The 22,394-nt window shown below is 60.6% G+C and carries 17 protein-coding genes; 13 read left to right on the top strand and 4 right to left on the bottom strand.

From position 1 onward, the window contains the following. Nucleotides 1–30: 30 nt before the first annotated feature. From E6C55_RS05515 to E6C55_RS33675, 6 genes are all read left to right on the top strand, one after another. Nucleotides 31–1,785, top strand: coding sequence for a hypothetical protein (locus tag E6C55_RS05515; protein WP_136368789.1), 1,755 nt, complete (start codon nucleotides 31–33; stop codon nucleotides 1,783–1,785). Between the two features lie 310 nt (nucleotides 1,786–2,095). After that, a complete protein-coding gene (locus E6C55_RS05510; protein WP_136368788.1) occupies nucleotides 2,096–3,190 on the top strand; it encodes an ABC transporter substrate-binding protein in 1,095 nt (364 codons plus the stop codon). Between the two features lie 3 nt (nucleotides 3,191–3,193). Beyond that, nucleotides 3,194–4,021, top strand: a complete 828-nt coding sequence (locus E6C55_RS05505; RefSeq protein ID WP_211093527.1) for an ABC transporter permease — start codon at nucleotides 3,194–3,196, stop codon at nucleotides 4,019–4,021. A 1-nt stretch (nucleotide 4,022) separates the two neighbouring features. Beyond that, nucleotides 4,023–4,604 (top strand): ABC transporter ATP-binding protein, encoded by a 582-nt coding sequence (locus tag E6C55_RS05500; protein ID WP_136368787.1) that lies wholly within the window; start codon nucleotides 4,023–4,025, stop codon nucleotides 4,602–4,604. 856 nt (nucleotides 4,605–5,460) lie between these two features. Then, entirely contained in the window at nucleotides 5,461–5,859 is a 399-nt protein-coding gene (locus tag E6C55_RS33680; protein ID WP_168735474.1) for a hypothetical protein, read from the top strand. Between the two features lie 22 nt (nucleotides 5,860–5,881). Continuing rightward, a complete protein-coding gene (locus E6C55_RS33675) occupies nucleotides 5,882–6,193 on the top strand; it encodes a TroA family protein (RefSeq protein ID WP_168735473.1) in 312 nt (103 codons plus the stop codon). Here the strand turns inward: E6C55_RS33675 and E6C55_RS05490 are convergent. Genes E6C55_RS05490 through E6C55_RS05475 form a run of 4 tightly spaced genes read right to left on the bottom strand, consistent with a single transcriptional unit; the run spans nucleotide 6,171 to nucleotide 10,756 of the window. Next, on the bottom strand, nucleotides 6,171–7,331 hold the full coding sequence (locus E6C55_RS05490; protein ID WP_136368785.1) for an NAD(P)-binding domain-containing protein: 1,161 nt from the start codon (nucleotides 7,329–7,331) through the stop codon (nucleotides 6,171–6,173). The genes E6C55_RS33675 and E6C55_RS05490 overlap by 23 nt on opposite strands. 26 nt (nucleotides 7,332–7,357) lie before the next feature. Then, nucleotides 7,358–8,113 carry an NADPH-dependent oxidoreductase gene (locus E6C55_RS05485; protein ID WP_136368784.1) on the bottom strand — a complete coding sequence of 252 codons (756 nt, stop codon included), beginning with the start codon at nucleotides 8,111–8,113 and terminating at the stop codon, nucleotides 7,358–7,360. A 47-nt stretch (nucleotides 8,114–8,160) separates the two neighbouring features. Next, nucleotides 8,161–9,384, bottom strand: coding sequence for an LLM class flavin-dependent oxidoreductase (locus E6C55_RS05480; protein ID WP_136368783.1), 1,224 nt, complete (start codon nucleotides 9,382–9,384; stop codon nucleotides 8,161–8,163). Between the two features lie 31 nt (nucleotides 9,385–9,415). Next, a complete protein-coding gene (locus tag E6C55_RS05475; RefSeq protein ID WP_136368782.1) occupies nucleotides 9,416–10,756 on the bottom strand; it encodes an LLM class flavin-dependent oxidoreductase in 1,341 nt (446 codons plus the stop codon). 397 nt (nucleotides 10,757–11,153) lie between these two features. On the opposite strand from E6C55_RS05475, the gene E6C55_RS05470 reads away from it, so the two are divergent. Genes E6C55_RS05470 through E6C55_RS05440 form a run of 7 tightly spaced genes read left to right on the top strand, consistent with a single transcriptional unit; the run spans nucleotide 11,154 to nucleotide 22,391 of the window. Next, nucleotides 11,154–12,263 carry an ABC transporter ATP-binding protein gene (locus E6C55_RS05470; protein ID WP_136368781.1) on the top strand — a complete coding sequence of 370 codons (1,110 nt, stop codon included), beginning with the start codon at nucleotides 11,154–11,156 and terminating at the stop codon, nucleotides 12,261–12,263. Between the two features lie 27 nt (nucleotides 12,264–12,290). After that, nucleotides 12,291–15,269 (top strand): extracellular solute-binding protein, encoded by a 2,979-nt coding sequence (locus E6C55_RS05465; RefSeq protein WP_230986554.1) that lies wholly within the window; start codon nucleotides 12,291–12,293, stop codon nucleotides 15,267–15,269. Next, nucleotides 15,259–16,161 carry a carbohydrate ABC transporter permease gene (locus E6C55_RS05460; protein ID WP_136368780.1) on the top strand — a complete coding sequence of 301 codons (903 nt, stop codon included), beginning with the start codon at nucleotides 15,259–15,261 and terminating at the stop codon, nucleotides 16,159–16,161. Before E6C55_RS05465 ends, E6C55_RS05460 begins: the two co-directional genes overlap by 11 nt. Continuing rightward, complete coding sequence (locus E6C55_RS05455) at nucleotides 16,158–17,027, top strand: carbohydrate ABC transporter permease (RefSeq protein WP_230986553.1); 870 nt, start codon at nucleotides 16,158–16,160, stop codon at nucleotides 17,025–17,027. Before E6C55_RS05460 ends, E6C55_RS05455 begins: the two co-directional genes overlap by 4 nt. Before the next feature lie 20 nt (nucleotides 17,028–17,047). Next, nucleotides 17,048–19,288, top strand: a complete 2,241-nt coding sequence (locus E6C55_RS05450) for a YIP1 family protein (protein ID WP_136368779.1) — start codon at nucleotides 17,048–17,050, stop codon at nucleotides 19,286–19,288. Beyond that, nucleotides 19,285–21,525 carry a DUF5696 domain-containing protein gene (locus E6C55_RS05445; RefSeq protein ID WP_136368778.1) on the top strand — a complete coding sequence of 747 codons (2,241 nt, stop codon included), beginning with the start codon at nucleotides 19,285–19,287 and terminating at the stop codon, nucleotides 21,523–21,525. The genes E6C55_RS05450 and E6C55_RS05445 overlap by 4 nt, the downstream gene beginning before the upstream one ends. Next, nucleotides 21,522–22,391 (top strand): carbohydrate ABC transporter permease, encoded by an 870-nt coding sequence (locus E6C55_RS05440; RefSeq protein WP_136368777.1) that lies wholly within the window; start codon nucleotides 21,522–21,524, stop codon nucleotides 22,389–22,391. Before E6C55_RS05445 ends, E6C55_RS05440 begins: the two co-directional genes overlap by 4 nt. The last annotated feature ends 3 nt before the right edge of the window (nucleotides 22,392–22,394 follow it).

Here is a 22,394-nt window from a genome sequence, read left to right as displayed (position 1 = left end):
AACGGACGATGGAAAGGAAACGAAGAGTCGATGACAAGACGGATGATAAAACAAAGCTCGATGTTGCTGCTGGCGATTGCCCTGGCTGTCTGCTTGGCGGCAATTCAGCCGGCCGGCATCGCCGCTGCCGCCTCCAAGACGTATAAGGTGACGGCTAACCTCTATGTTCCGGGCGAATTGAATACGCAATTGCCGGGGGTGACCGCCTACCTCACCAACGGGAACAATCCCTTGGGAATCGGCGGATACGATGCCGTCGCTCCCACCGCTCCGGTTGCGGACAACGCATCGCTGACCATTGCTTCGGACGGGACGATGACGCTGGACGTAACGATTCCGAACCCCGTATTCACGCTGCAGAGAATCGGAGGGAGCAGCAATGCGGAGATCGCGAAGTCCGTGCGGGACAGCGAATCCTATGCGACCCTGGACGGTTCCGTCTCGCGCAAAGGCCGGATCACGAAGCTTACGGTAGAGCTGCAAGATCGCAGCGGCATCTATGTCTTCACGGAGTGCACCGAGTTCCCGACGCTGCTCGGCGTCGACTGGACCGTGCCGCTGACGCTGGAGGTGGATTTGTCCGGCGTATCCTTCGGGGACACCGAGGGCGAGGCCGCCGTTGCGCCTTCGAAGCCTGCCGAACCCTCGAAGCCTGCAGAGTCTTCGAAGCCCGCCGAGCCTTCGAAGCCTGCTGCGTCTTCCAACCCGGCGCAATCTTCGAGTTCCGCCGAATCATCGAAGCCTGCCGCGTCCGAGCTGTCCGCCGAAGTGAATTACGACAAGCTGAGCGCGGTCATCGGGACCGTGGACAAGGCGCTGGCCGACGCCGTCGTCTCCGAGGACGGAAGCGAGGTCGACACCGCGGGCGTCTGGGTGACGCCAAGCGCCGTCAGCGCCTTGAACAGCGCGCTGAAGAGCGCGAAGTCTTCGCTTGCCGCCGCCGATCAGACGACAGCGGACAAGGCGGCGGAGGCATTGGCCGCTGCTTATGCGAAGTTCATCGGCTCCCGGAAGAGCGGGACGAAGCTGGGCGGAGCGGACGAGGAGGCGGTGAACGATCGGGAGCTGGCTGCCGGCACCTACACGGTCAGCGCCAACATCTGGTTCAACAAGGCGGATACCGGTCTTCCGCTGAACCCGCACATTACGAACGGTGTTTTCCCCCCGTACAATCCTGTGGAGAACAACGCCGTGCTGACGGTAGCTGAAGACGGGGCCGCCTTGGTAACCATCCCGGTGACGATTCAGGATAAAGTGATGACCGTCAGAAGCATCGCGGGCCTCGAGCTGGCCGATGTGAAGACGAACGAGGACGGCGCGATTGCGGAGATTACCGTGGATATGGGGAAGCTCGGCGGCAGCAAGACGGTCGTTACCCGGAGGGCGACGGCGGACATCCAGATGGGCGATCTGGCGATGTCCATCTCGGGGCTGGATAAGGACCACACGTGGCCCGCCACCTTCGAGCTGAATCTGTCCGGCGTGGCCACCAAGGACGGCGGCACGATGCCGACCGTGCAGTTAACCATGATGGACGCCTCGGCAGCCGGCACCGCGATGGCATCGGCAGGGACGGGGGAGCAACAGGCAGCGGAGCCGTCCGAAGCGCCAGCCGAAGCCGGTGCAGATGCCTTGGCTGAAGCGCCGACAGCGGCCGAAGCCCCCGGCGATAAGCGGAACCTGGCGCCGTATCTCGCAGCAGCGGCTGCTGCGGTCGTCGTCGGCGCGGCTGTTATCGGGCTGTGGATCAGAAGACGCAAGCTTCATAATGGGAACGATTCCTAATTATATACATGGAACCAAAGATTATAGCGAGCAGACTCGTTTCGATACTTCGCGCATGGTATGTGAGGTTCTATTGCGATGAAGTTGGAAGCTGGCTGTTCTGGCGGCGGACCGCGAAATGTAATCGAAATTTCGAGCTTATTCGCTCATTCTTGCTGCAGACCGCGAAATATAGTCGAAATTTCAAGCTTACTCTCTCGTTCTGGCGGCGGTACAGGAATTTCCGGCTCGCAGTTCTGTGCGATTGTAACTTGCCAGGTTAAATTCATTCGTTCAACTTATATAGCAACGAACAAGGAAGGTCATAACGATGAGAAAAGGAACTTTGGCTCTTGCCGGACTGTTCGCCGCGTTCGCCGTTCTGCTGAGCGGCTGCGAGGGGGAGCAAGCATCTCCGCGGGCTTCCGGGGATCCGGCGTCGAATCCGGCGCCGAATCAGACGAATACGACCGATCAGACGAATCAGGCAAGTCGGACGGAGGGCGCCATTGAGCCCGTCGACGTCAACGTTGGCCTGATCATGGGTCCCCCGTCGATGGGGCTCGGTTATTTTATGAACGAGGCGGAGGAAGGAAGGACCTTCAACCGCTATCGCTTCGAGGTCGCGGGCGTGGACTATTCCGCCGTCGCCGCCTCCCTGAACCAAGGGGATTACGATATTGCGACTCTTCCCTCGAACGTAGCGGCCATTCTCTACAACAATGAGGACATGAACGAGGACGTAGAGGTCATCAGCATCGGCAATCTGGGGCTGTTGTATCTGCTGACGACGGACCCGAATCTCGCCTCTCTGAACGATCTGCAAGGCCGGACGGTATATTCCATCGGCGAAGGCGGCCCTCCGGAATACACCTTCGATTACGTGCTGGAGCAGGCCGGGTTGACGAACGATGTGAACTTCTCCTTCCGGCCCACGCCCTTCGAGGTTCTGAACCTGCTGCAGGAGCAAGAGAACGCCATTGCTCTGCTGCCCCAGCCCTTCGTCGAAGTCGCCAAGCTGCTGGTGCCGGGGCTAAGGGTGGCGATCGATCTGACCGAGACCTGGGACGAGTTGAACAAGGGAAGCGATGCGCAATCCGTCACGACCGTGACCGTAGTTCGCAAGTCGTTCCTGGAGGAGCACGAGCAAGCCGTTGCGGAATATCTGGAGATGGCCAAGCGATCGACCGATTACACCTTGGTGCACCTGGACGAGGCTGCGGCGTGGACGGAGAAGTACGAGACCTTCCTGAACCCGGAGATTGCCAAGGAAGCTATTCCGCAGAGCAGCATCCACACGATCACGGGGCGGGAGATGAAGGATACGCTCTCCGGATTCCTTCAGATTATGTATGACTTCAATCCGGAAGCCATCGGCGGGAAAATGCCGGGAGACGACTTCTATTACCTCCCTCCGGAGGAGTAGCCGATGGAGCTCGAGAAGATGAAGAAGATAGGGAAGATTCACACGATCGGCAGCCCGCTGCTGCGTTCGTCCGCCCAATGGCCGAAGAAGATTGGAATCGTGCTTATCTGGCTGGCGGCGTGGGAGCTGACGGATCGGCTCGTTCATAACCGCATCATTCTTGTCGGCCCGGTGCACCTCGTCACGGCGCTTGTCGATCAAGTCGGCAAGGACGACTTCTGGGCGATCAGCTCCGCGTCCTTCCTCCGCATTGCGATAGGCTTCCTGCTGTCGTTCGCGTCCGGCTTCCTGCTGGCGATGGGGGCGTACCGATTCGCCTTGCTGAAGGAGTTCCTGGAGCCGGCGATGGTTGCGCTCAAGACCGTGCCGATGATCTCCTTCGTCATCATGCTGCTGATCTGGGTGGGCAACCAGGCGCTGACGGTCTATCTGTCATTCCTGATCGTGCTGCCGATCATCTATACGAATACGCTGGCCGGCTTCCGGAATGCGGACCGGGAGATGCTGGAGATGGCGGCCGTCTATCGGCTTGCGGCGTGGAAGCGGTTCTTGTATATTTACAGGCCGGCCTTTATGCCGTTTCTGATGAGCAGCTCCCGAGTGTCGCTGGGCATGAGCTGGAAGTCCGGAATTATGGCGGAGGTGATCGGGACGCCCAAGCCTTCGATCGGCCGGGAGATGTACGCGGCGAAGTCCTATCTGCAGACGGCGAATTTGTTCGCGTGGACCGTGATCGTCATCGTTCTGAGCATCGTGTTCGAGAAGGCGTTCATGCTTCTATTGACGAAGCTGAACAAGCCGCTCGGTAGCCGCATCGGGAGGGGGAAGTGACATGGGCGTAGAGATCGACGGGTTGTGCAAGGCATTCGGCGGCCATCGGGTGCTCCGCTCTCTGGACCTCCGCCTGGCGGACGACGGCATCTATTGCCTGATGGCCCCTTCCGGCACGGGCAAGACGACGCTGCTTCGCATCATGCTCGGGCTCGAGACGAAGGACGCGGGAACGATTCGCGGAATCAAGCCGGGGGAGATCGCGGCGATGTTCCAGGAGAATCGACTGTGCGAACAATTGACGCCGGTGGAGAATGTGGCACTCGTATGCCCCGGGAGGGCGAGCCGTGCCGCGATTCGGAGCAATCTGGAGCTGATTCTTCCGGCCGACTGCATGGAGCAGCCGGTGTCCGAGCTGTCCGGCGGCATGAAGCGGCGCGTGGCGTTGGCGAGGGCGATGAATTACCCGGGGAAAATGATCCTGTTGGACGAGCCGTTCACCGGACTCGACAAGGAGACGAAGCAGCGAGTAATCGCCTACATTCTGAGCATGCGCAACCGCCGTATTGTTCTCGCGGCTACCCACGGAGAGGAGGACGCGGCTCTGCTCGGCGGCAAGAAGATTATTCTGGGAGAGGGCTGAGCGGGCCGCCGAAGGCCGTTGTTTAGGGTTGAGGACGCTGTGCGCTTTCTTTAACATAGGACAGCCCATTTTGAATCGTGCGGGAGGGGGGACCGGGCATCTCGCCGGACTCTCCGGATACGAGGAATGTATGTGAAATTTCACATTCGAGCGTCGCGATAACGGGCAGGTTGGACGATTCTATGTGAAAAATAGCGTATATAGAGAAAATTCCGGCTTCCGTTGCTGGATATATGCTAAAAATCACATAAAACACCGAGAAAGCGGCTCATTCAAACCGATGAATATGAAAAACCGCATAAAATCGCAGCAGCCGGGGGTTCAGAGGGCAAAAGCTGGCGGACCGGAGGTGCGAACAGCGTGGGGTGGAACGGTCAGGGCGCGATGTCTCGACCGTCTTCCTTATGCGAAAAACCGCTAAGACAACCCGAACGGTTGTCCCCCCTTACGATAGGGGCTCACGGAGCGGGAGAGGAGCGCCGCGCACAACGCCTAGAGATCCACTTGCCATGCATCCACTTGCCATGCATCCGCTTGCCATGCATCCGGTACGCGGCACCTCCTCCCCCGCACCTTTTCCCCCTCTGGCGGCATTAGGTCTCCTCTCCCGTTCGTTCAGGAGGGGAAGGAGTGGGGATGAGCCGGCAACGGTTGGGGGGGCGGCGAAGCTCCAAGAGGGAGCCGCGGGGAGAAGAGGCATAAGCGCCCAGAAGGGGGATAGCGCCTTGCTGCATGACGCTGGAGTCGATGGATAGGAGTACAAACGGATACGCTCGCACTCAAAGGACCCGTTAGGCGTTTTTCTTAGTAATGTTAAGTGATAATCGTTATCAGCAGGTGGACGGGGGAAAAAGAGATGAACACGCATTGTTTCCGCTTGGCCGGTCTGAGCCGCATGTCGGACGGGCAGGAGCCGCTCCGGCGAGGAGGCTCCGATCGGCACAGGCATGCGCTGATCGGAGCCTCCAAAGGGGAAGGGCGCATCGACATCGGCGGCCGGCGTGCATGTATCTGCTTATCTTCGATGCGATGCATGGCGGGGGAAGGCATGTACGAGCAATATGCCAAGATCGCGCCGACCTATGGGATCGACAACATCGGCAAGAGCTGGCGCGAGACGCTGCGCAGATCGGCGAGCTGCTCGGCAAGAAGCGGACGGCGGAGGAGAGACTTCGGGCGTACGACGAGAAGATCGAGCGAGCGAAGGAGCAGCTGCGGCAGAAGCTCGGCGGCAGGAATGCCGCCATCGTGGTGATGTCGGACAAGGAGTCTATACGATGGGCCATGTTCAAGGCGGCGAAGTTCTGTTCGACGAGCTCGGCGTGCAGCCGCATTCCTTGACGCCGGCTGCGGAGGAGTGGAACACGATATCGCTGGAGAAGCTGCCGGATTTAAGTGCGGATTATGTGTTCCTGATCAAGTCGGAGCGGCATACCATCCCGAAGTTGGAAAACAATTCGTTATGGAAGAGTCTCCCGGCCGTCCGGCACAATCAAGTGTTCGAGGTGGAGTCGGGCATCTGGCAATATTCCGGCCTGCTCTGCAATGAATTGGCGCTGGCGGACATTATGGCTGCGATTGTCGGTTGATTGCGCTTCGCGAACCGTGAAGCTCGACAATTCGCGGAATAATCGAGCGGCACGCCTGACGAAGGCCGGCGACGAACCCGAAGGCCGGACCGTGCGTGCGGCTGGCCGACGGGCCGGCGAAGTAGAGACCGGGCAAGCTGCTCTCGAATTGCTCGCTGAGCAGCGGGAACCCGTGGAACGGCGCCGGCTCCCGCACGATAAGATCGAGCAGGTCGCGCGGCAGGAACGGCAGCCGCTCCAGATTGACGCGGTACCCGGTAGCGCTGACGACATGATCGTAGGCGCGCGTCGATCCGTTCGACAGCGCCAGATACGCCTTGCCGTCGCCGGGCGCGCCGGAGCCGACGATCTCCACCCCGCCGATCGTGCGCACCTTGCCCTCGACGTAGGGCTTCAGGAACAGCGCCACGCTTCCGCGGCGCGGAGTGTTCCAGCGCTCCAGCTTTCTCTCGAGCGGCCAACGGTAGAATTGCTCGGCGGTCTCGATCAGGCGAAGGCCGGATGCGACATTGTCGTCTCCGGCATAATGCACCTCTTCGCGGCGGAACAGAATCTCCGCGTCGCTTCCGGCCAGATGCAGCAGCGCGGCCGCCTCCCAGGCGCTCTGGCCGCTGCCGATAACGGCAACCGACTTGCCGCGGTAGCGGCTGAAGTCGGTCTGTCCGAACGTATGCGTCAGCAGGTCGGGCGGCAGGGCGCGAAGCTCATCCGGCACGTAGCTGAAGTGCTGCAAGCCGGTGGCGACGACGACGGCGGGCGCCGAATGGCGGCCGCCCGATTCCGTTCGCACTGTATACCCCTCGGACGAGCGTTCCACCCGGGCCGCGAATTGTCCGGTAAACGCGATGCCGGCTTGCCGGGCGAACCAGAAGCCGTAGTCGACGAAGGCCGGGCGCGGAAAAGGCGATTCGAGAGGCGTATTCGTCGCTTCGCAGTAACGCGTTATCGTCCAGCGGTCCTCGCTGTCGGACAGGCTGATGTAACGCGGATTCGTGCGGATAAACATCGTCTGCGGCATTTGATCTTGCCAGAATGACATCGGCTTGCCCAACAGCACATAAGTCAGACCGGCAGCCTGGGCATGCGCGGCCAACGAGATGCCGTAAGGGCCCGCGCCGATAATGATCAGATCGGTCATCCGGGCCCACCTCCTATATTGCTGGATTAATCGAGCCGGAAGCCCTGCTCTTCGAGAAAACCGTGCAAGTGGCCGCGAAGCCGCTCCTTGCGGAAGCGGGACGCCATCTCCTTCGACCAGTAAGTATCCTTGCTGCCGCCGGTGCGCCACGCGTAATAGTTCCCGGTCGCCCGGTCATACTGCCGAATGCTCGGCTCGAACGCTTCCGCGCTGTACGTCTCCCGATGGTAGACCGCTTCGACGGGCAGGCGCGGCCGGGGCGTCGGCTCCTGATCGGGAACGCCGATGCAGTGGCCGAACACCGGATAGACGAGCCGCGGCAGCCCGAGCAGCTCGGATGCGAGGCGCGGATTGTTGCGGATGCCTCCGATATAGACGGTGCCGAAGCCGAGCGCCTCGGCGGCTATCGTGGCGTTCTGCGCGGCAAGCGTGGCATCGATCGAGGCGAGCAGGAACGTCTCCAGGTTCTGGGGAAGCTCGAGCTCCCCGTTCTGCTCCTCAAGCCGGATGGCGGATTGCAGCCGATTCAGATCGGCGCACCACACAAGGAAGATGCCGCTCTCCTCGATATGCCGCTGTCCTCCCGCCAGCTCCGCGAAACGGCGTTTGGTCTCGGGATCGCGCACGCCGACGACGCTGTAGGCCTGAATGTTCGACGAGGTCGGAGCGGATTGCGCGGCTGCGAGAATGTGCGCCACTTGCTCGTCCGTCACCTCTTCGCGCTTGAACTTGCGAATCGAACGATGACTCTTGATAAAGGAGACAATATCGGAATGGCTCATAGGTTCCTCCTGGGATCTTGGTGGGTTGTGCTTGTCGGAGCTGTTGGTCAGATCTGCTGCCGCTGCGCCGGCTCCGGCTGCCGCGAGCGGCTTCTCTCTTCGTACTTGCGCCAGAACGCGGGAATGACCGGACCGGAGAGCGACGCCTCCTCCAGGTTCGGATACCCGGACAGAATGAAGGACGTAACGCCGATATCCGCGTATTCGAGCAGCCGCTCCGCGACTTGATCGGGAGTGCCGACGAACGCCATGGCGCCGCCGCCGCGGATGGCGGACAAGCCGGCCCAGAAGTTCGGGCCGATGACGTAGTCGTTCGCCGCGGCAAGCGCGCGAACTTGATTCTGCCGCTGCTGGCCGGTCGACAACGAGGAGGCGAACTGCCGCTCCGACGTCTCCAACGTGTCGGGAGACGCCCGGCTGATGATGCGCCGCGCGGCTTCCCACGCTTCTTCCTCCGTGTCGCGAATAACAAGCTGCGCCCTGAGTCCGTAGCGGATGCGGCGATCCTCCCCGGTCGACCGCTTCAGCTCCTCGCGATGCTGCTCGACCTCGGCAATCTGCGATGCGATCCAGTCGAGCGGCTCCGCCCACATGAGATAGACATCCGCGATCGCCGCTGCCGTCCGGTGCGCTTCCGCCGAGCTGCCGCCGAAGTAGAACGGCGGATGCGGCCGCTGCACCGGCGGCGGGTAGCTTTTCCCCCCTTCAAGGCTGAAGTACTTGCCCTTGTAATCCAGCGCCGGAGCGGGCTTGTCTCCGCCCCCGGCAGCCAGATTGCCGCCCGCGAGGAACTGCCTTCCTTCCGCCTCCTGCGAACGGACCCACAGCTCGCGCACGATGCGAATATATTCGAGCGTCCGCTCGTAGCGGGCTTCCTTGTCGTCGGCGTACGGGTCGCCCATCGCCCGCATGTCGTCCGGCGAACTTCCCGTCACGATGTTGATGAGCGCGCGTCCCCCCGTCACTTCGTCGAGTGTCGCGCCCATCCGCGCGGCCAGCGCGGGGGCGATCAGTCCCGGCCGCATCGCGACCAACGGCCTGAAGATGCGCGTGTGCGCCGCCAGCGTCGCCCCCATAATCCAGGCATCGGCGCATGTGCCGCCGGTCGGGATCAGGCCGAACGTATAGCCGGCGTTCTCTACCGCCTGGGCGACGCGGATCTGGTATGCCGTATCGACGACCCGCTCGGATTGGACGCCGATATACGGACCGTCGCCCCGTGTCGGCATGTACCAGCCGAATTCGATGTCTTCCGCTCTGCTTGCCACCATGCGGCATCCTCCTTGCCCTTCGGACAAATGATTAGTTGGCTTCCCGGCCGAGCGCCCAGAGCCGCTTGTGCTGGTTGGCCGGACGCGCCAGCCCGAGCCGGTCGCGCAGTGTCGTTCCTTCGTATTCCGTGCGGAACAAGCCGCGGTTCTGCAGCTCGGGCACGACCTTGTCGACGAACGCATCGAAGCCGACCGGATAGAGCGGCGGCAGAATGTTGAAGCCGTCGGCGCCGTTCTCGGCGAGCCACGTCTCGATGAAGTCGGCAACCTGCAGCACGGAGCCGGTGAAGGAGACGTGGCCGTGACCCGCATAGCTGCGGCTGAGGAACTGGCGAATCGTCATTTTATCGCGAATCGCCGCGTCGACGACCGCTTCGTGACGGCTGGAGATGCCGTTCTGCGAGAAGCCGTAAGGCTTCGACTTGTCTACCGGCACGAGATCGTCCAGATCGTATTCGGACAGGTCGACGGTAAAATAGTTGGACAGCCGCTTCAGCGAATGTCTGGAATCGACAAGCGAATCGAGCTCCTCCTGCAAGTCGCGCGCTTCCGCTTCGGTGTCGCCGACAATCGGGCTTAAGCCCGGCATGATCAGCAGCTCGTTCGGCGTACGGCCGTACCGGATCAGCCGGGATTTGACGTCGGTATAGAACTCCTTCGCCGCGCCGAGCGTCTGCTGCGCGGTGAAGATCACCTCCGCCGAGCGGGCGGCAAGCTCCTTGCCGCTCTCCGACGAGCCGGCCTGCACGAGCACGGGATATCCCTGCGGCGGCCGGGGAATGTTGAGCGGGCCTTTGACGTTAAAGTATTTGCCTTGGAAGTTGATCTCGTGAATCTTCGAATGATCGATCTGTCGCTCGTTGTCGCGGTCATAGATCAGCGCGTCTTCTTCCCAACTGTCCCATAGCTGCTTGGTCACTTCCACGAATTCGGTGCCGATATCGTAGCGCGTGGAATGCTCGGGATGCCCCGGACGTCCGAAGTTGTCGGCATCCGCCTGCGAATGGCCGGTGACGATGTTCCATGCGGCGCGCCCCTTGCTGATATGATCGAGCGAGGCGAACTTGCGGGCAATGTGGTACGGATCGTTATATGTGGTGCCGACCGTGGCGATGAAGCCGACGTGCTTCGTCTGCGCCGCCAGCGCGGACAGCAGCGTGAACGGTTCAAGCCGACGCCCCAGCCCGGAATAGTTGTCCGCCATGAACAGCGAATCGAACAGTCCGCGCTCCGCGATCCCCGCCAGCTTCGCATAATAAGCGAGGTCCAGATCGGTGCCGGTCTCGGCGTCCGGATGCTTCCAGGCGCCGGCATGATGGCCGGAGCCGCGCAGAAATACGTTAAAGTGAGCTTGCTTGCGTTGTTGTCCCATCTCGAACATCTCTCCTTGAATGAATGTGATTGAATGAATGTTAGCTCGCGAAGACGACAAAAAACCGGATTCGCGGCTTTGTCGCCATGAATCCGGTTGACCGGTATCTCGACTGATTATCGATATTTCCCATCTGTTTACTCGAATATTAGCTCAACTTTTTGCTTCCGTCAATCCATTTGCGAACCAATTGCCAAATTTCATTTCGTGGTTGACAAAACCGAAAAGGGCTTGATATAGTAGGCCCATTCCTAATTCAAACAAAGTTAATCGGTATTATCGACATTATCGCACAGCGACCGTTCCAACGGAGACAGTCAGCAGGAATTCTTAAGAATCCTGCGGAAGGTCTCCGTTTTTTTTGACGTCGCGGGAACAAGGGAGACAGCGGAATTCTATGGCGAATATTCGAATTGAGCATGTCTACAAGCATTACGGCAAGGAGAAGCATCCGGTTGTGAAGGACTTTAATCTGGATATCCGCGACAAGGAATTTATCGTATTCGTCGGTCCGTCCGGCTGCGGGAAGTCAACCATGCTGCGGATGATCGCCGGGCTGGAGGAGATTACGGAGGGCGGAATCTACATCGACGATCAACTGGTCAACCATCTGCCGCCGAAGGATCGGGACATCTCCATGGTGTTCCAGAATTACGCCCTGTACCCTAACCTGAGCGTCTTCGAGAACATTGCGTTCGGGCTGCGCATGCGCAAGCTGCCCAAGTACGAGATCGAGCTTGCCGTGAAGAAGGCATCCCGCATTCTGGAGATCGAATCCTACCTGTCCCGCAAGCCCAGGCAGCTCTCGGGCGGCCAGCGGCAGCGCGTGGCGCTCGGCCGGGCGATCGTGCGCAATCCGAAGCTGTTCCTGATGGACGAACCGCTGTCGAACCTGGACGCCAAGCTGCGGGTTACGATGCGGATGGAGATCATCAAGCTGCACCAGGATCTGAAGACAACCTTTATCTATGTGACGCACGATCAGGCGGAGGCGATGACGATGGCCGATCGAATCGTCGTCATGCGGGACGGCATCATTCAGCAGATCGATACGCCGGAGCGCATCTATTCGCTGCCGAGCAACACGTTCGTGGCCGGGTTCATCGGCTCGCCGCAGATCAATCTGATCGAAGGGCGCATTCAGGCGAATGCGCGCGGGGATCTGGAATTCGTCACTTCCCGGCTGCGCATCGCAATTCACGAGGCGAACGCCGAGCTGCTGCGCAAGCACGAGAGAGTCGACCGCACCGTGCTCCTCGGAATTCGCCCTGAGAACATCAGCCTCGAAGCGCTGTTCTCGGACGCCGTCATTACCGGGAAGTATCGGTTCACGGAGCTGATGGGCGCCGACCGGTTCATCTACCTCGACATCGGCCAGGAACAACTGCTCTCCGCCCGCGTCAGCCCCTCCGTTCGCTTCGAGCCCGGCGCCAGCGTGCGCCTCGGCATCGACTCGCTCAAGACGCTGTTTTTCCACCCTGACACCGGCGAACGGTTCGCGGACTAGAGAACTTAACAGAGGGGGGATGGCAAGGTGAACTATCGCTTCTGGGTGAACCGTCGATTAAGGAAACGAGCGTATGCCGCGCTCCTGATTATGGCGCTTGTCTTCCAAGCTCCGGCTGCGGCCTTGTCCGCCGGGGAAGCGGAGGCTGCGGGAGCGTCAGCCGATTCGGGCGCCGTTCAGAGCGCAGGAGAAGCGTCCGGCTTGATCACGCGGGAGGTGTCCTACGCCAAACGCAAGGAAGAATGGGCGGAGCAAGGCTTCGCGCCGGCGTCGACCGCCGTATCGATCGCTGCCGCGCTTCCGCTGAACGTATCGGATGCCAAGCAGTTGAAGGTGGGCGGATATGCCGGCAAGTCGGGAGTTCTCGTCTGGCATGCCGCGGATAAAGGCTGGGTCGAATATGAAGTGAATGTGCCGGAGACGGCGCTCTACGAGATTCGCGTCGCTTACGATCCGATTGCGGGCGAGGGCGTAGCCCCGATCCTGTGGGAGGTTGACGTCGACGGCGAGCGTCCGTTCGCGGAATCCTCGTCGACGGCCTTGTACCGCGTCTGGAAGGACAGCCGGCCGATTCTGACGAATGCCGACGGCGACCAGATCCGCCCGCGTTCCGAGGATGTGTCGGATTGGAGCGTTGCTCCCTTGCTCGATTCGTCCGGCGGCTACTCCGAGCCGTTGCAGTGGCTTCTGACGCAGGGCCGCCACATTCTCCGCTTCACCGGCAGCGAGCCGGTTGCGATCGAACGAATCGACCTGACCCCCGCCGAGCCGGTGCCGGCTTATGCCGAGGTTGCCGCCGCCTATCCCGATTCCGGCGATGGCTTGCAAGGGAAGGCGCAGACGCTGCAGGCGGAAGACTTCGCCTACAAGAACGATACGGCCATCAAGCTGTATTCGGATCGCGATCCGCGCAGCGTCCCTCGCAACGAAGGGAGAATTACCTACAACACGGTCGGCGGAATCCGTTGGGTGGAACAGAATCAGGAGATTGTATGGACGTTCGAGGTTCCGGAGGACGGAGCCTACAAGTTCGCCTTCCGCACGAAGCAGAACCTGGTGTCGCGCAAGACCTCGTTCCGCACCATTCGGATCGACGGCGCCGTTCCGTTCCAAGAATTCGCGGCCTTCGCTTTCCCGTACACCGCAAGCTGGAAGGGCAGGGTTGTCGAGGACGATGAAGGCGAGCCGTACCTCGTTTATTTGAAGAAGGGAAGCCATACGATCTCGCTGGCCGTCACGCATGCGCCGGTGCAGCCGCTGCTCGAGGGCATTCAGACGTTGTCCGACGAGCTCGATGCCGCAAGCTGGGACTTGCGCGGGCTCGCGGGCGCCGTTATCGATCGCAACCGGACGTGGGTGCCGGAGCGGGATTACCCAAGCTTGCCGGGAGAGCTGCGGGAGCTGCAGGAGCGAATGGACCGGCTTGCGGACGACTCCGTGCTTGTCAACGGCGGATCGGATGCGGTAAGCCAGGCGCTGCAAGCCGGCGCCAAGCAAATTCGCACGATTCTCAAGAAGCCGGAGGAGCTTCCTTACCATCTTGAAGAGATAGCCTCAATTCGCGAGAAGCTGAGCTCCTCCACCGACTCTCTGCTGGATCAAGGGCTGCAGCTCGACGAGATCTATATCGCGCCGGAGCGGGCCAAATTCCCGGCGATGAAGGCGTCGTGGTGGCGGAAGCTGACGGGCGGCGTGCAGAACTTCGCCTACTCGTTCGACACTCGCGACAGCGTGGCGGACCTGGACGAAGCCAAGCTGAACATCTGGGTGCTGCGCGGGCGGGATTATGTCGATCAATTGCAGCAATTGGCGGACGAAGAATTTACGCCTGCAACCGGCATCCGGGTCAAGGTGAACCTGATCGCCAATCAGGAGCTGCTGCTGCTCTCCAACGCGGCGGGCGTGCAGCCCGACGTGGCGCTCGGGCTGCCCCAGGACTTGCCCGTCGATCTCGCGATCAGAGGAAGCCTGCAGGATCTGTCGCAGCTTGACGGGTTCGAGTCCGTCTACGGGCAGTACGGTCCGGGCTCGTGGCTGCCGCTTTATTACGACGGAGGCTATTACGCCTTGCCGGAGACGCAGTCGTTCCAGGTGCTGTTCTATCGCAAGGACATTCTCGACCGGCTTGGCCTTGACGTTCCGCAAACCTGGGACGACGTGTACGCGCTGCTGCCGACGCTGCAGCAGAACGCCTTGAACTTCTATCTGGACCCGACGCAGTTCACGCAATACTTCTATAACGGCGGCGTTGACTTCTACGAGGATGGAGGGGTGAAGACGGCTCTGGATTCGCCGGAAGCATTCCGCGCGTTCAAGCAATGGACGGACCTGTTCACGACGTATGCGGTCGAGAAGGAGGTGCCCAGCTTCTACGAGCACTTCCGCGACGGCACGATGCCGATCGGAATATCCAATTACAACACGTACGTCCAGTTGGCGGCCGCTGCGCCCGAGCTTAACGGCCGCTGGGCAATCGCCGCGATGCCCGGCACCAAGCAGGCGGACGGAACAATTACCCGGTGGGCCGGCGGCGGCCAGCAGACCGATGTCATCTTCGAGCGCTCGGAGAAGAAGGAGGAGGCTTGGCAATTCCTCCAGTGGTGGTCGTCCGCAGACGTGCAGAAGCAATACGGGGAGGATCTTGAGGCGATCAACGGCATCGCCTTCCGCTGGAACACCGCCAACGTCGAAGCGTTTAAGCAGCTTCCATGGAAGCGGGAAGACGCCGAGGTCATTCTGGAGCAATGGCGCTGGTACAAGGACATCCCGAACGTGCCGGGAGGGTACTTCCTGACCCGGGAGCTGAACAACGCCTGGGGGCGCACCGTCATTAGCAAAGTCAACTACCGCGCTTCTCTGGAGCAGACGATCCGCGACGTCAATCGGGAGCTTCTCCGCAAGCAGCAAGAATTCGGTTACGTCGACAAGAATGGCAATCGGCTCAAGACGATGAGCCTTCCGGTCGTCGACAAGCCGTGGGAAGGAATCGAATCGCATGTGGACTAGAATCTGGTCTTATCGCATCTCTTATCTGTTCGTTGCGCCGTTTACCCTCGTCTTTATTGCGTTTATCGTCGTTCCGGTCGCGATGGCCGTCGGATTAAGCTTCACCTACTACAACGGCATCGAGCCGCCGCGATTCATCGGCTGGAGCAACTTCCAATACCTGCTGTCGCAGGATCTGCTGTTCCTGCAATATGCGCTCCCCAATACGTTCAAGTATGCGATTATCGTCGGGCCCGGCGGCTACGTCGCCGGATTCTTGCTGGCATGGCTGATCTCGCTGCTCGGCAAGGGGCTGCGCAAGTGGGTGGCGCTGGCGGTATATGCGCCATCGCTCACCGCGGGCACGGCGATGACGATCATCTGGCTGCCGCTGCTCTCCGGCGATCGCATCGGCTATCTGAACAGCTTCCTGCTGAACAACGGCTTGATCGACGTGCCCAAGCTATGGGTAACCGATCCGAAGCTGATTATGGGTTCGATGATCGTCGTCTCGCTGTGGGCCAGCATGGGGGTCGGCTTCCTCGCGATGCTGGCCGGCATTCAGAACGTCGACCCGCAGCTTTACGAAGCGGGGCGAATCGACGGCGTGCGCAGCCGGCTTCAGGAGCTGTGGTACTTGACGATTCCGTCGATGAAGCCGCAGATGCTGTTCGGCTGCGTGATGGCGATCGTCACTACGCTGCGGGCCGGCAACATCGGCGTGGAATTGTCCGGCGTGAATCCGACGCCGCAATACGCAGGCAACCTGATCGTCAACCACATTCAGGATTTCGGATTCATCCGTTACGAGATGGGCTACGCGGCGGCGATCTCGGTATTCCTGCTGCTGCTGATGTACGTATCCAATCGGCTGAGCTGGAGATTGTTCGGGACGGGGGAGAATGAGGCGTGAACGTCCTTCTGCGGAATTCCATTCGGCGCTTCACGTTGCCGCGCCTGTTGTTCGTCGTCGTCATGCTGCTGTTCGCCGTATTTATGCTGCTGCCGATCGTGTTTATCGTCAGTCACGCCTTCAAGCCTTACGACGAGCTGTTCGTGTATCCGCCGGAGTTTATCGTCAGGCGTCCGACGACACAGAACTTTATCGAGCTGGCTCAAATTACGTCCGGTTCGATTATTCCGATCTCCCGTTACCTGTTCAACAGCATCCTCATCTCCGCCGCGACCGTCCTGCTGACGACGATCATCAGCGCGATGTGCGGGTATGCTCTCGCCAAGCAGCCCTTCCCCGGCCGGAAAATCCTGTTCGCAACGATTGTGCTGATGCTGATGTTCGCGCCGGAGGTGGTGCAGATTCCGCGTTATCTGGTCGTCAGCGGCCTCGGCCTGATGAACACCTATCCGGGTCATATTCTGCCTCTGTTGGCGCTCCCGGTCGGGGTGTTCCTGCTTAAGCAGTTCATGGAGCAAATTCCGAACGCGCTGCTGGAGGCGGCGCGCATCGACGGAGCGACCGAATTCGGGCTGTTCCTGAAGATCGCGGTGCCGGTCTGCATGCCTGCCGTCGCTACCGTAGCGATTCTGTCGTTCCAGAATTCATGGAGCAATCTCGAGACGTCGTCTTACTTCATGCAGGACGACTATATGAAGACCTTCCCGTACTTCCTGTCGACGTTGACGAGCAATCTGGCCAACAATGTCGCGCGCCAAGGCGCAGCGGCGGTAGCTACGCTTATTGTGCTGGCGCCGAATCTTATCTTTTTTATCATCCTGCAGCGGAGAGTCATCGATACGATGGTTCATTCCGGCATCAAGTGAATCGGGGGGCGGGTTCGGCAATGAAGAAGATGAAGTGGCAACGGGCCATGGCAACGCTCCTCGCTGCTGTCGCCTTGTCGGCGGCGGCGCTGCCGGAGCGGGCCGCGGCGGATACCTTCTCCCCGTATTCGACGTACTACAAGGATTCGTACGGGCAATATTATCAGATTCAGTCCGCCTATCGGCCGGGGGATCTGATTGGACCGACTCTTGTCGGCGAGACGGGAACGGAACGAGACGCGGAAGCGGGAGAGGAAGAGGGAGGGACGGAGCCGCCGTCCGACGTTCTCAGCATTCCGCAGGACCTGTTCGTCGACGCGGACGATAACATCTACGTCGCGGATACGGGCAACAATCGGATCGTGAAGCTGAGCTCCGCCGGGCGGCTGCTTGCCTCGTTCGCGGTGCCGGAGAGTCCGCTCAGCCAGCCGAACGGGCTGTTCGTCGACGATGCCGGCAATATGTATGTGGCCGACACCGGCAACCAGCGCGTCGTCAAGCTGGACGCCCGGGGCCGCCTGCTTCGCGAATACCCGCGGCCGAATTCGAGCTATCTGCCCGAATCGCTGAAGTACCAGCCGACCAAGCTGGTCGTGGATAAGCGCGGATTCCTGTACATAACGACGCTCGGCGCATTCCAGGGTCTCCTGATGCTCGATCCGGAGGGGCGCTTCGAGACGTTCTTCGGCGCCAACGAGGTCGCGTTCTCCTTGTTCGACGCCTTCAAGCGGGCAGTATATCCTCGGGAGATGTACCTGCGCGAGCTGAGCAAGCTCCCCGGCGCCATCGTCAATACGACGATCGACGGGGACGGCTTCATCTATACGGTAACCAAGGACATCCGGGAAGAGCAGATCAAGAAATTCAACATTGCCGGCCTGAACCAGTTGGAGACCGGGGGAGAGTTCTCGGCCGGCAACCTTCAGTTCGGGGAGAGCTTCGGCGAAGACCGCGGCAGCAGAGCGGCGGCTTCGCAGGCATCCGCGGTCACGACGACCGCAAGCGCGGCGGCGAAGCCGTCCGTTGTGCTCGGCGTGCAATTGCAGGACGTATCCGTCGATCGGGACGGCAACTTCACGACGATCGATGCGCTGAACGGCACGATCAGTCAATATGACGGCGATGGCAACCTGCTGTTCTTCTGGGACGGAGAGCATCCGCAGGGGATATCCAAGTTCGGCATCGTCGACGCCCCTTCGGCCGTCGCGGCGGATTCGTTCGGCAATCTGCTTATCCTTGACGGCGTCAACGGGATGATCCAGCGACTGGAGACGACGGAGTTCGGGGCGCTTGTTCATCGGGCCAACCGGCTGACAAGGGACGGCCGCTACGAGGAGAGCGAGCCGATCTGGCAGGAGGTGTATCGTCAGAACGCCTATTATACGCCGGCGATTATCGGGTTGGCCAAAGCAGCCTACAAGCGCGAGGACTATGCGCGGGCACAGGAGCTGTTCGGCAAGTCGGGCACGGTCAAAGGCTATTCCGACGCATTCTGGCAGGTGCGGCTCGTGTGGTTCCAGCGGCACTTCGCGTTCTGGATCAATCTGACGGCGGCTCTTGCCGCGGCCGTTCTGTTGTTCCGGCGCTTCACGCGCAACCGCAGATGGCGCCGTCTTCTGCAGGAGCGGCTGCGTCCGAAGCGCAAGCTCGCTTTGCAATTGCAGCACCTCGGAACGCTGGTGAAGCACCCGGTTGACGGCTACCATGCGATTCGCTATCAGGGCAAGGCGGGGCTGCTGAGCAGTCTGATCGTGCTCGCCGCCGTCGCGGCCGCGTTCTCCGCCATTGAGGCGGGAACGAGCTTCACGTTTAACCGGGACCTCTACACGGGCGTCGATCTCGGGCCTCTGCTCGCGCAATTCGGAGTGCTGTGGCTGGGCTGGGTCGTCTCGAACTATCTGGTCGGTTCGCTGATGAGAGGCGAAGGCCGCTTCCGGGATGTGTTCTACGGCAGCTCTTACGCGCTTCTCCCGCTCATCGCGATCGGCTTGCCGCTGACCTTGTTCTCCCATGCGCTGACGCTGTCCGAGAAGTCCATCTTTGACTTCCTGCATCTGGTTATGCTCGTATGGACGGCCTTGCAGTTCTTCTGGATGGTGCAGGGCATTCACAATTACAACGTCGGAGAAGCGCTGCTTAACTTGCTGTTCTCGCTGCTGACCATGGCGATGATCGGCGTCCTGATCTTTATCTTCTTCAGCCTGAGCGGCGAATTGATCGACTTTCTTTATTCGATTTACCAGGAGGTGGCGATCCGATGAAGCGACTAACCGGCCGACAACTCGCTTACCTCGCGGCAGGGGCGGCGCTGCTGCTGATTCTCGCCTGGTCGGGATGGCGCATTGCCCAGATCCGCCACGCCGAGGCGGGGCCGGCCGAGCCGATCGCCGTGCCGGCGGACGCGGTTCTGTTCAAGCCCGAGCTTCCGCAGGAGGCGGGCTTCCGCAAGGCGGCGGAGTCGGCGGAGCTGACTCTTCTGGTCGACCCGGCAACGGCGCACTTCCAGGTCGTCAGCAAGTCGACCGGCCTGATCTGGCGCTCTTATCCCGAACCGGAGGAGTGGGCGCAGGAGACGATCGGCGGCGTCTGGAAGAACAACCTGCTCTCGCCGATCATCGTGGAGTATGCGAATCTGTCCAACTACAAGTCGGCCTCCAAGACGGTCGGGCTGGCGGACGAAGGCGGCTACGTGGACAATCTCGAGACGAAGGAGGACGGCTTCTCCGGCACGTTCGTGCTGCCGAAGGGCGGCTTCAAGATTCCGTTCGAGGTGACGCTGAAGGACGATTACGTGGAGACGACGCTGCTGGAGGACGGGCTGCGGGAAGGGGACAACAGCCTGCTGAACGTCAAGCTGTATCCGCTGTTCGGCGGACAGACGACGGAAGGGCAGGACGGCTATCTGTTCGTTCCCGACGGCTCCGGCGCGTTGATTCGCTTTAAGCAGGATCGCGTCCTGGAGCAATCCACCTATAACTACAATATCTACGGCGGCGATCCCGCCTTCTATCAGAGCGATCCGAACAGGCAGCGCATTGCCTTGCCGGTATTCGGGCTCAAGTCGGGCGATCGGGGCTTCGTGTCCATCGTGACGGAGGGAGCCGCATACGCGTCCGTCTTCGCGGCGCCGTCGGGCTCGCTCGGTTCGTTTAACTGGATTGCGGCGGAATGGCAATACCGCAAGCGGTTCTTCCAGAGCGTCAGCCGCAAGACGGATGCCGGGTTCTTCACTTACGGCAAGGAGCGCTTCGAACTGCCGCGGCGAACCGTCCGTTATTATCCGCTCGGCGGCGAAGACAGCGACTACGTCGGGATGGCGGGCGTCTATCGCAGCTACCTTGTCGACGAGCAGAAGGTAACGGGGCTGACGGGCGATTCGGCCGACATTCCGCTGTATGTGGATCTGATCGGAGCGGACGTGCGCAAGGGACTTCTGATCGACGAATACGTAACGGCGACGACGACCGCGGATGCCAAGAAGCTGCTGCAAAACATCGTCGATCAAGGCATACGCCGGGTCGTTGTGCAGTATGCGGGCTGGCAGCAGGACGGGTACAGCGAGCAGGGAGGATATTTCCCGGTCGATTCCCGAATCGGCGGAGACGACGGGATGAGATCGTTTATCGAGTTCGCGCATGCTTACGGAATTCCCGTATACCTGACCGCCGATTACACGATCAACAATAACGGGGAAGACGGCTACTGGTATCGCCGCGACGGCGCGCGCAGCTTGTCGGGGGAGGTGCAGGAGCTGTACGAGGGCACGACGCGCGTCAGCGCCGGCTTCTATCGCAAGACGATCGCCTCCGACCTGCAGAAGTACGCGCGGCTCGGCGCGGACGGCATCCGCTTCGAAGGCGGCATCGGCTCGCAGCTCGTCACCGACTACAACAGCCGCTACGGAGGAAGCCGGGCCGATGCGATCGCCATCCAGCGGGAGGTGCTTGAGCAGACGAAGACAACGCTCGGCTCCGTCGCCGTGTCGAGCGCGAACGCCTACGCATTCGATCTGATCGACCATGTTCCGCTGCTTGCCGCCGGGGATTCGTACGATCTGTATACGGACGACGCGGTGCCTTTTGCCCAGATTGTGCTTCACGGCCTGCTCCCTTACACGTCCCAATGGTCGAATCTGCGCAACGAGTCGCACACGGACTTCCTGCAGATGATCGAATACGGCGCATACCCGTCTTACGTGCTCTCGGCGGCGCCGTCGGACCGCCTGAAGAACGTCTACTCCGCGTGGTATTACAGCATGAACGCCGAGGACTGGCTTCCTTCCCTGGCGGAGGAATACCGCAAGGCGAACGAGGCGCTCGCCCCGGTGCAGGCCAAGCGGATCGTCGGTCATCGCAAGCTCGCTCCGCAGGTCAGCGAGACGACCTATGAGGGCGGCTACCGCATTATTGTCAACTACGGCGAGCAAGCATACGACGAAGGGCGGCTTCACGTTCCCGCCCAGGATTTCGTCGCGGTTACGGGAGGCGAGGCATCATGAGCAAGGGCAGACGGCTGCAGGCTTCGACGCAGCGGAAGATTGACGGCACCCTCTTTATCGCACCATGGATATTCGGATTTCTCGCCTTTGTCGCTTTTCCGCTCGGCTATTCGTTATATATGAGCTTCTATCAGGTGCAAATTACGGTCGACAAGGTGGTCTATACCTTTATCGGCTTCCGGAACTACCGGGAGATTCTGGTGCTTAACGGCAGCCTGCTGTACGAAGAACTGTTCCCGTTCCTGAAGCAGGCGCTGGTGATGATCCCGATCATTCTTGTCTTCTCGCTGCTGGTCGCGATTCTGCTGAATCTGAAGTTCCCCGGACGAACGCTGTTCCGCGTCATCTTCTTCCTGCCGGTCATTTTCTCGTCGGGACAGATTGTGCAGGAGTTCATCAGCCAGGGAGAAGGCTCGCTGTCGGTGCTGCAATCGCTCAAGATCGATTCCTATCTGCAGGAATACGTGCCCGGAGGATGGGCGGGGCCGATCACGACGGTGATGAATTCGTTTGTGCTTATTCTCTGGTATTCCGGTGTGCAAATCCTGATATTCCTTGCCGGCCGTCAGACGATATCCGCTTCGGTGTACGAGGCTTCCCGCATCGACGGCTCAAGCCCCTGGAATACATTCTGGAAAATCACGCTGCCGGGCCTGGTGCCGTACATCTTCCTCAATCTTCTGTACACGGTCGTCGATCTGTTCACCTTCCCGTCGAATCCGATTGTAAGCAAGGTCAGCACGGCCAACTATGGAAGCTCAAGCGCGTTGGCATGGATTTATTTCGTTATCATTCTGGCGTTCGTCGGACTCTCGCTGCTGCTGTACAGCCGGGTGGATCGAGCGTTGTCCGGCACGCGCCGCTAGAAG

Origin of the sequence: Cohnella fermenti (genome assembly GCF_004801405.1) — a bacterium.
In the GTDB taxonomy this organism is placed as follows: Bacteria; Bacillota; Bacilli; order Paenibacillales; family Paenibacillaceae; genus Cohnella; species Cohnella fermenti.
This window is presented reverse-complemented; position numbering and strand designations above follow the sequence as displayed.

What these genes read in the sequence shown, in the direction of transcription:
- E6C55_RS05490 (WP_136368785.1), bottom strand. Translation starts at nt 7,331, where the DNA reads ATGACCGATCTGATCATTATCGGCGCGGGCCCTTACGGCATCTCGTTG.
- E6C55_RS05470 (WP_136368781.1), top strand. Translation starts at nt 11,154, where the DNA reads ATGGCGAATATTCGAATTGAGCATGTCTACAAGCATTACGGCAAGGAG.
- E6C55_RS33680 (WP_168735474.1), top strand. Translation starts at nt 5,461, where the DNA reads ATGAACACGCATTGTTTCCGCTTGGCCGGTCTGAGCCGCATGTCGGAC.
- E6C55_RS05460 (WP_136368780.1), top strand. Translation starts at nt 15,259, where the DNA reads ATGTGGACTAGAATCTGGTCTTATCGCATCTCTTATCTGTTCGTTGCG.
- E6C55_RS05510 (WP_136368788.1), top strand. Translation starts at nt 2,096, where the DNA reads ATGAGAAAAGGAACTTTGGCTCTTGCCGGACTGTTCGCCGCGTTCGCC.
- E6C55_RS05480 (WP_136368783.1), bottom strand. Translation starts at nt 9,384, where the DNA reads ATGGTGGCAAGCAGAGCGGAAGACATCGAATTCGGCTGGTACATGCCG.
- E6C55_RS05500 (WP_136368787.1), top strand. Translation starts at nt 4,023, where the DNA reads ATGGGCGTAGAGATCGACGGGTTGTGCAAGGCATTCGGCGGCCATCGG.
- E6C55_RS05515 (WP_136368789.1), top strand. Translation starts at nt 31, where the DNA reads ATGACAAGACGGATGATAAAACAAAGCTCGATGTTGCTGCTGGCGATT.
- E6C55_RS05440 (WP_136368777.1), top strand. Translation starts at nt 21,522, where the DNA reads ATGAGCAAGGGCAGACGGCTGCAGGCTTCGACGCAGCGGAAGATTGAC.
- E6C55_RS05505 (WP_211093527.1), top strand. Translation starts at nt 3,194, where the DNA reads ATGGAGCTCGAGAAGATGAAGAAGATAGGGAAGATTCACACGATCGGC.
- E6C55_RS05445 (WP_136368778.1), top strand. Translation starts at nt 19,285, where the DNA reads ATGAAGCGACTAACCGGCCGACAACTCGCTTACCTCGCGGCAGGGGCG.
- E6C55_RS05450 (WP_136368779.1), top strand. Translation starts at nt 17,048, where the DNA reads ATGAAGAAGATGAAGTGGCAACGGGCCATGGCAACGCTCCTCGCTGCT.
- E6C55_RS33675 (WP_168735473.1), top strand. Translation starts at nt 5,882, where the DNA reads ATGGGCCATGTTCAAGGCGGCGAAGTTCTGTTCGACGAGCTCGGCGTG.
- E6C55_RS05485 (WP_136368784.1), bottom strand. Translation starts at nt 8,113, where the DNA reads ATGAGCCATTCCGATATTGTCTCCTTTATCAAGAGTCATCGTTCGATT.
- E6C55_RS05475 (WP_136368782.1), bottom strand. Translation starts at nt 10,756, where the DNA reads ATGGGACAACAACGCAAGCAAGCTCACTTTAACGTATTTCTGCGCGGC.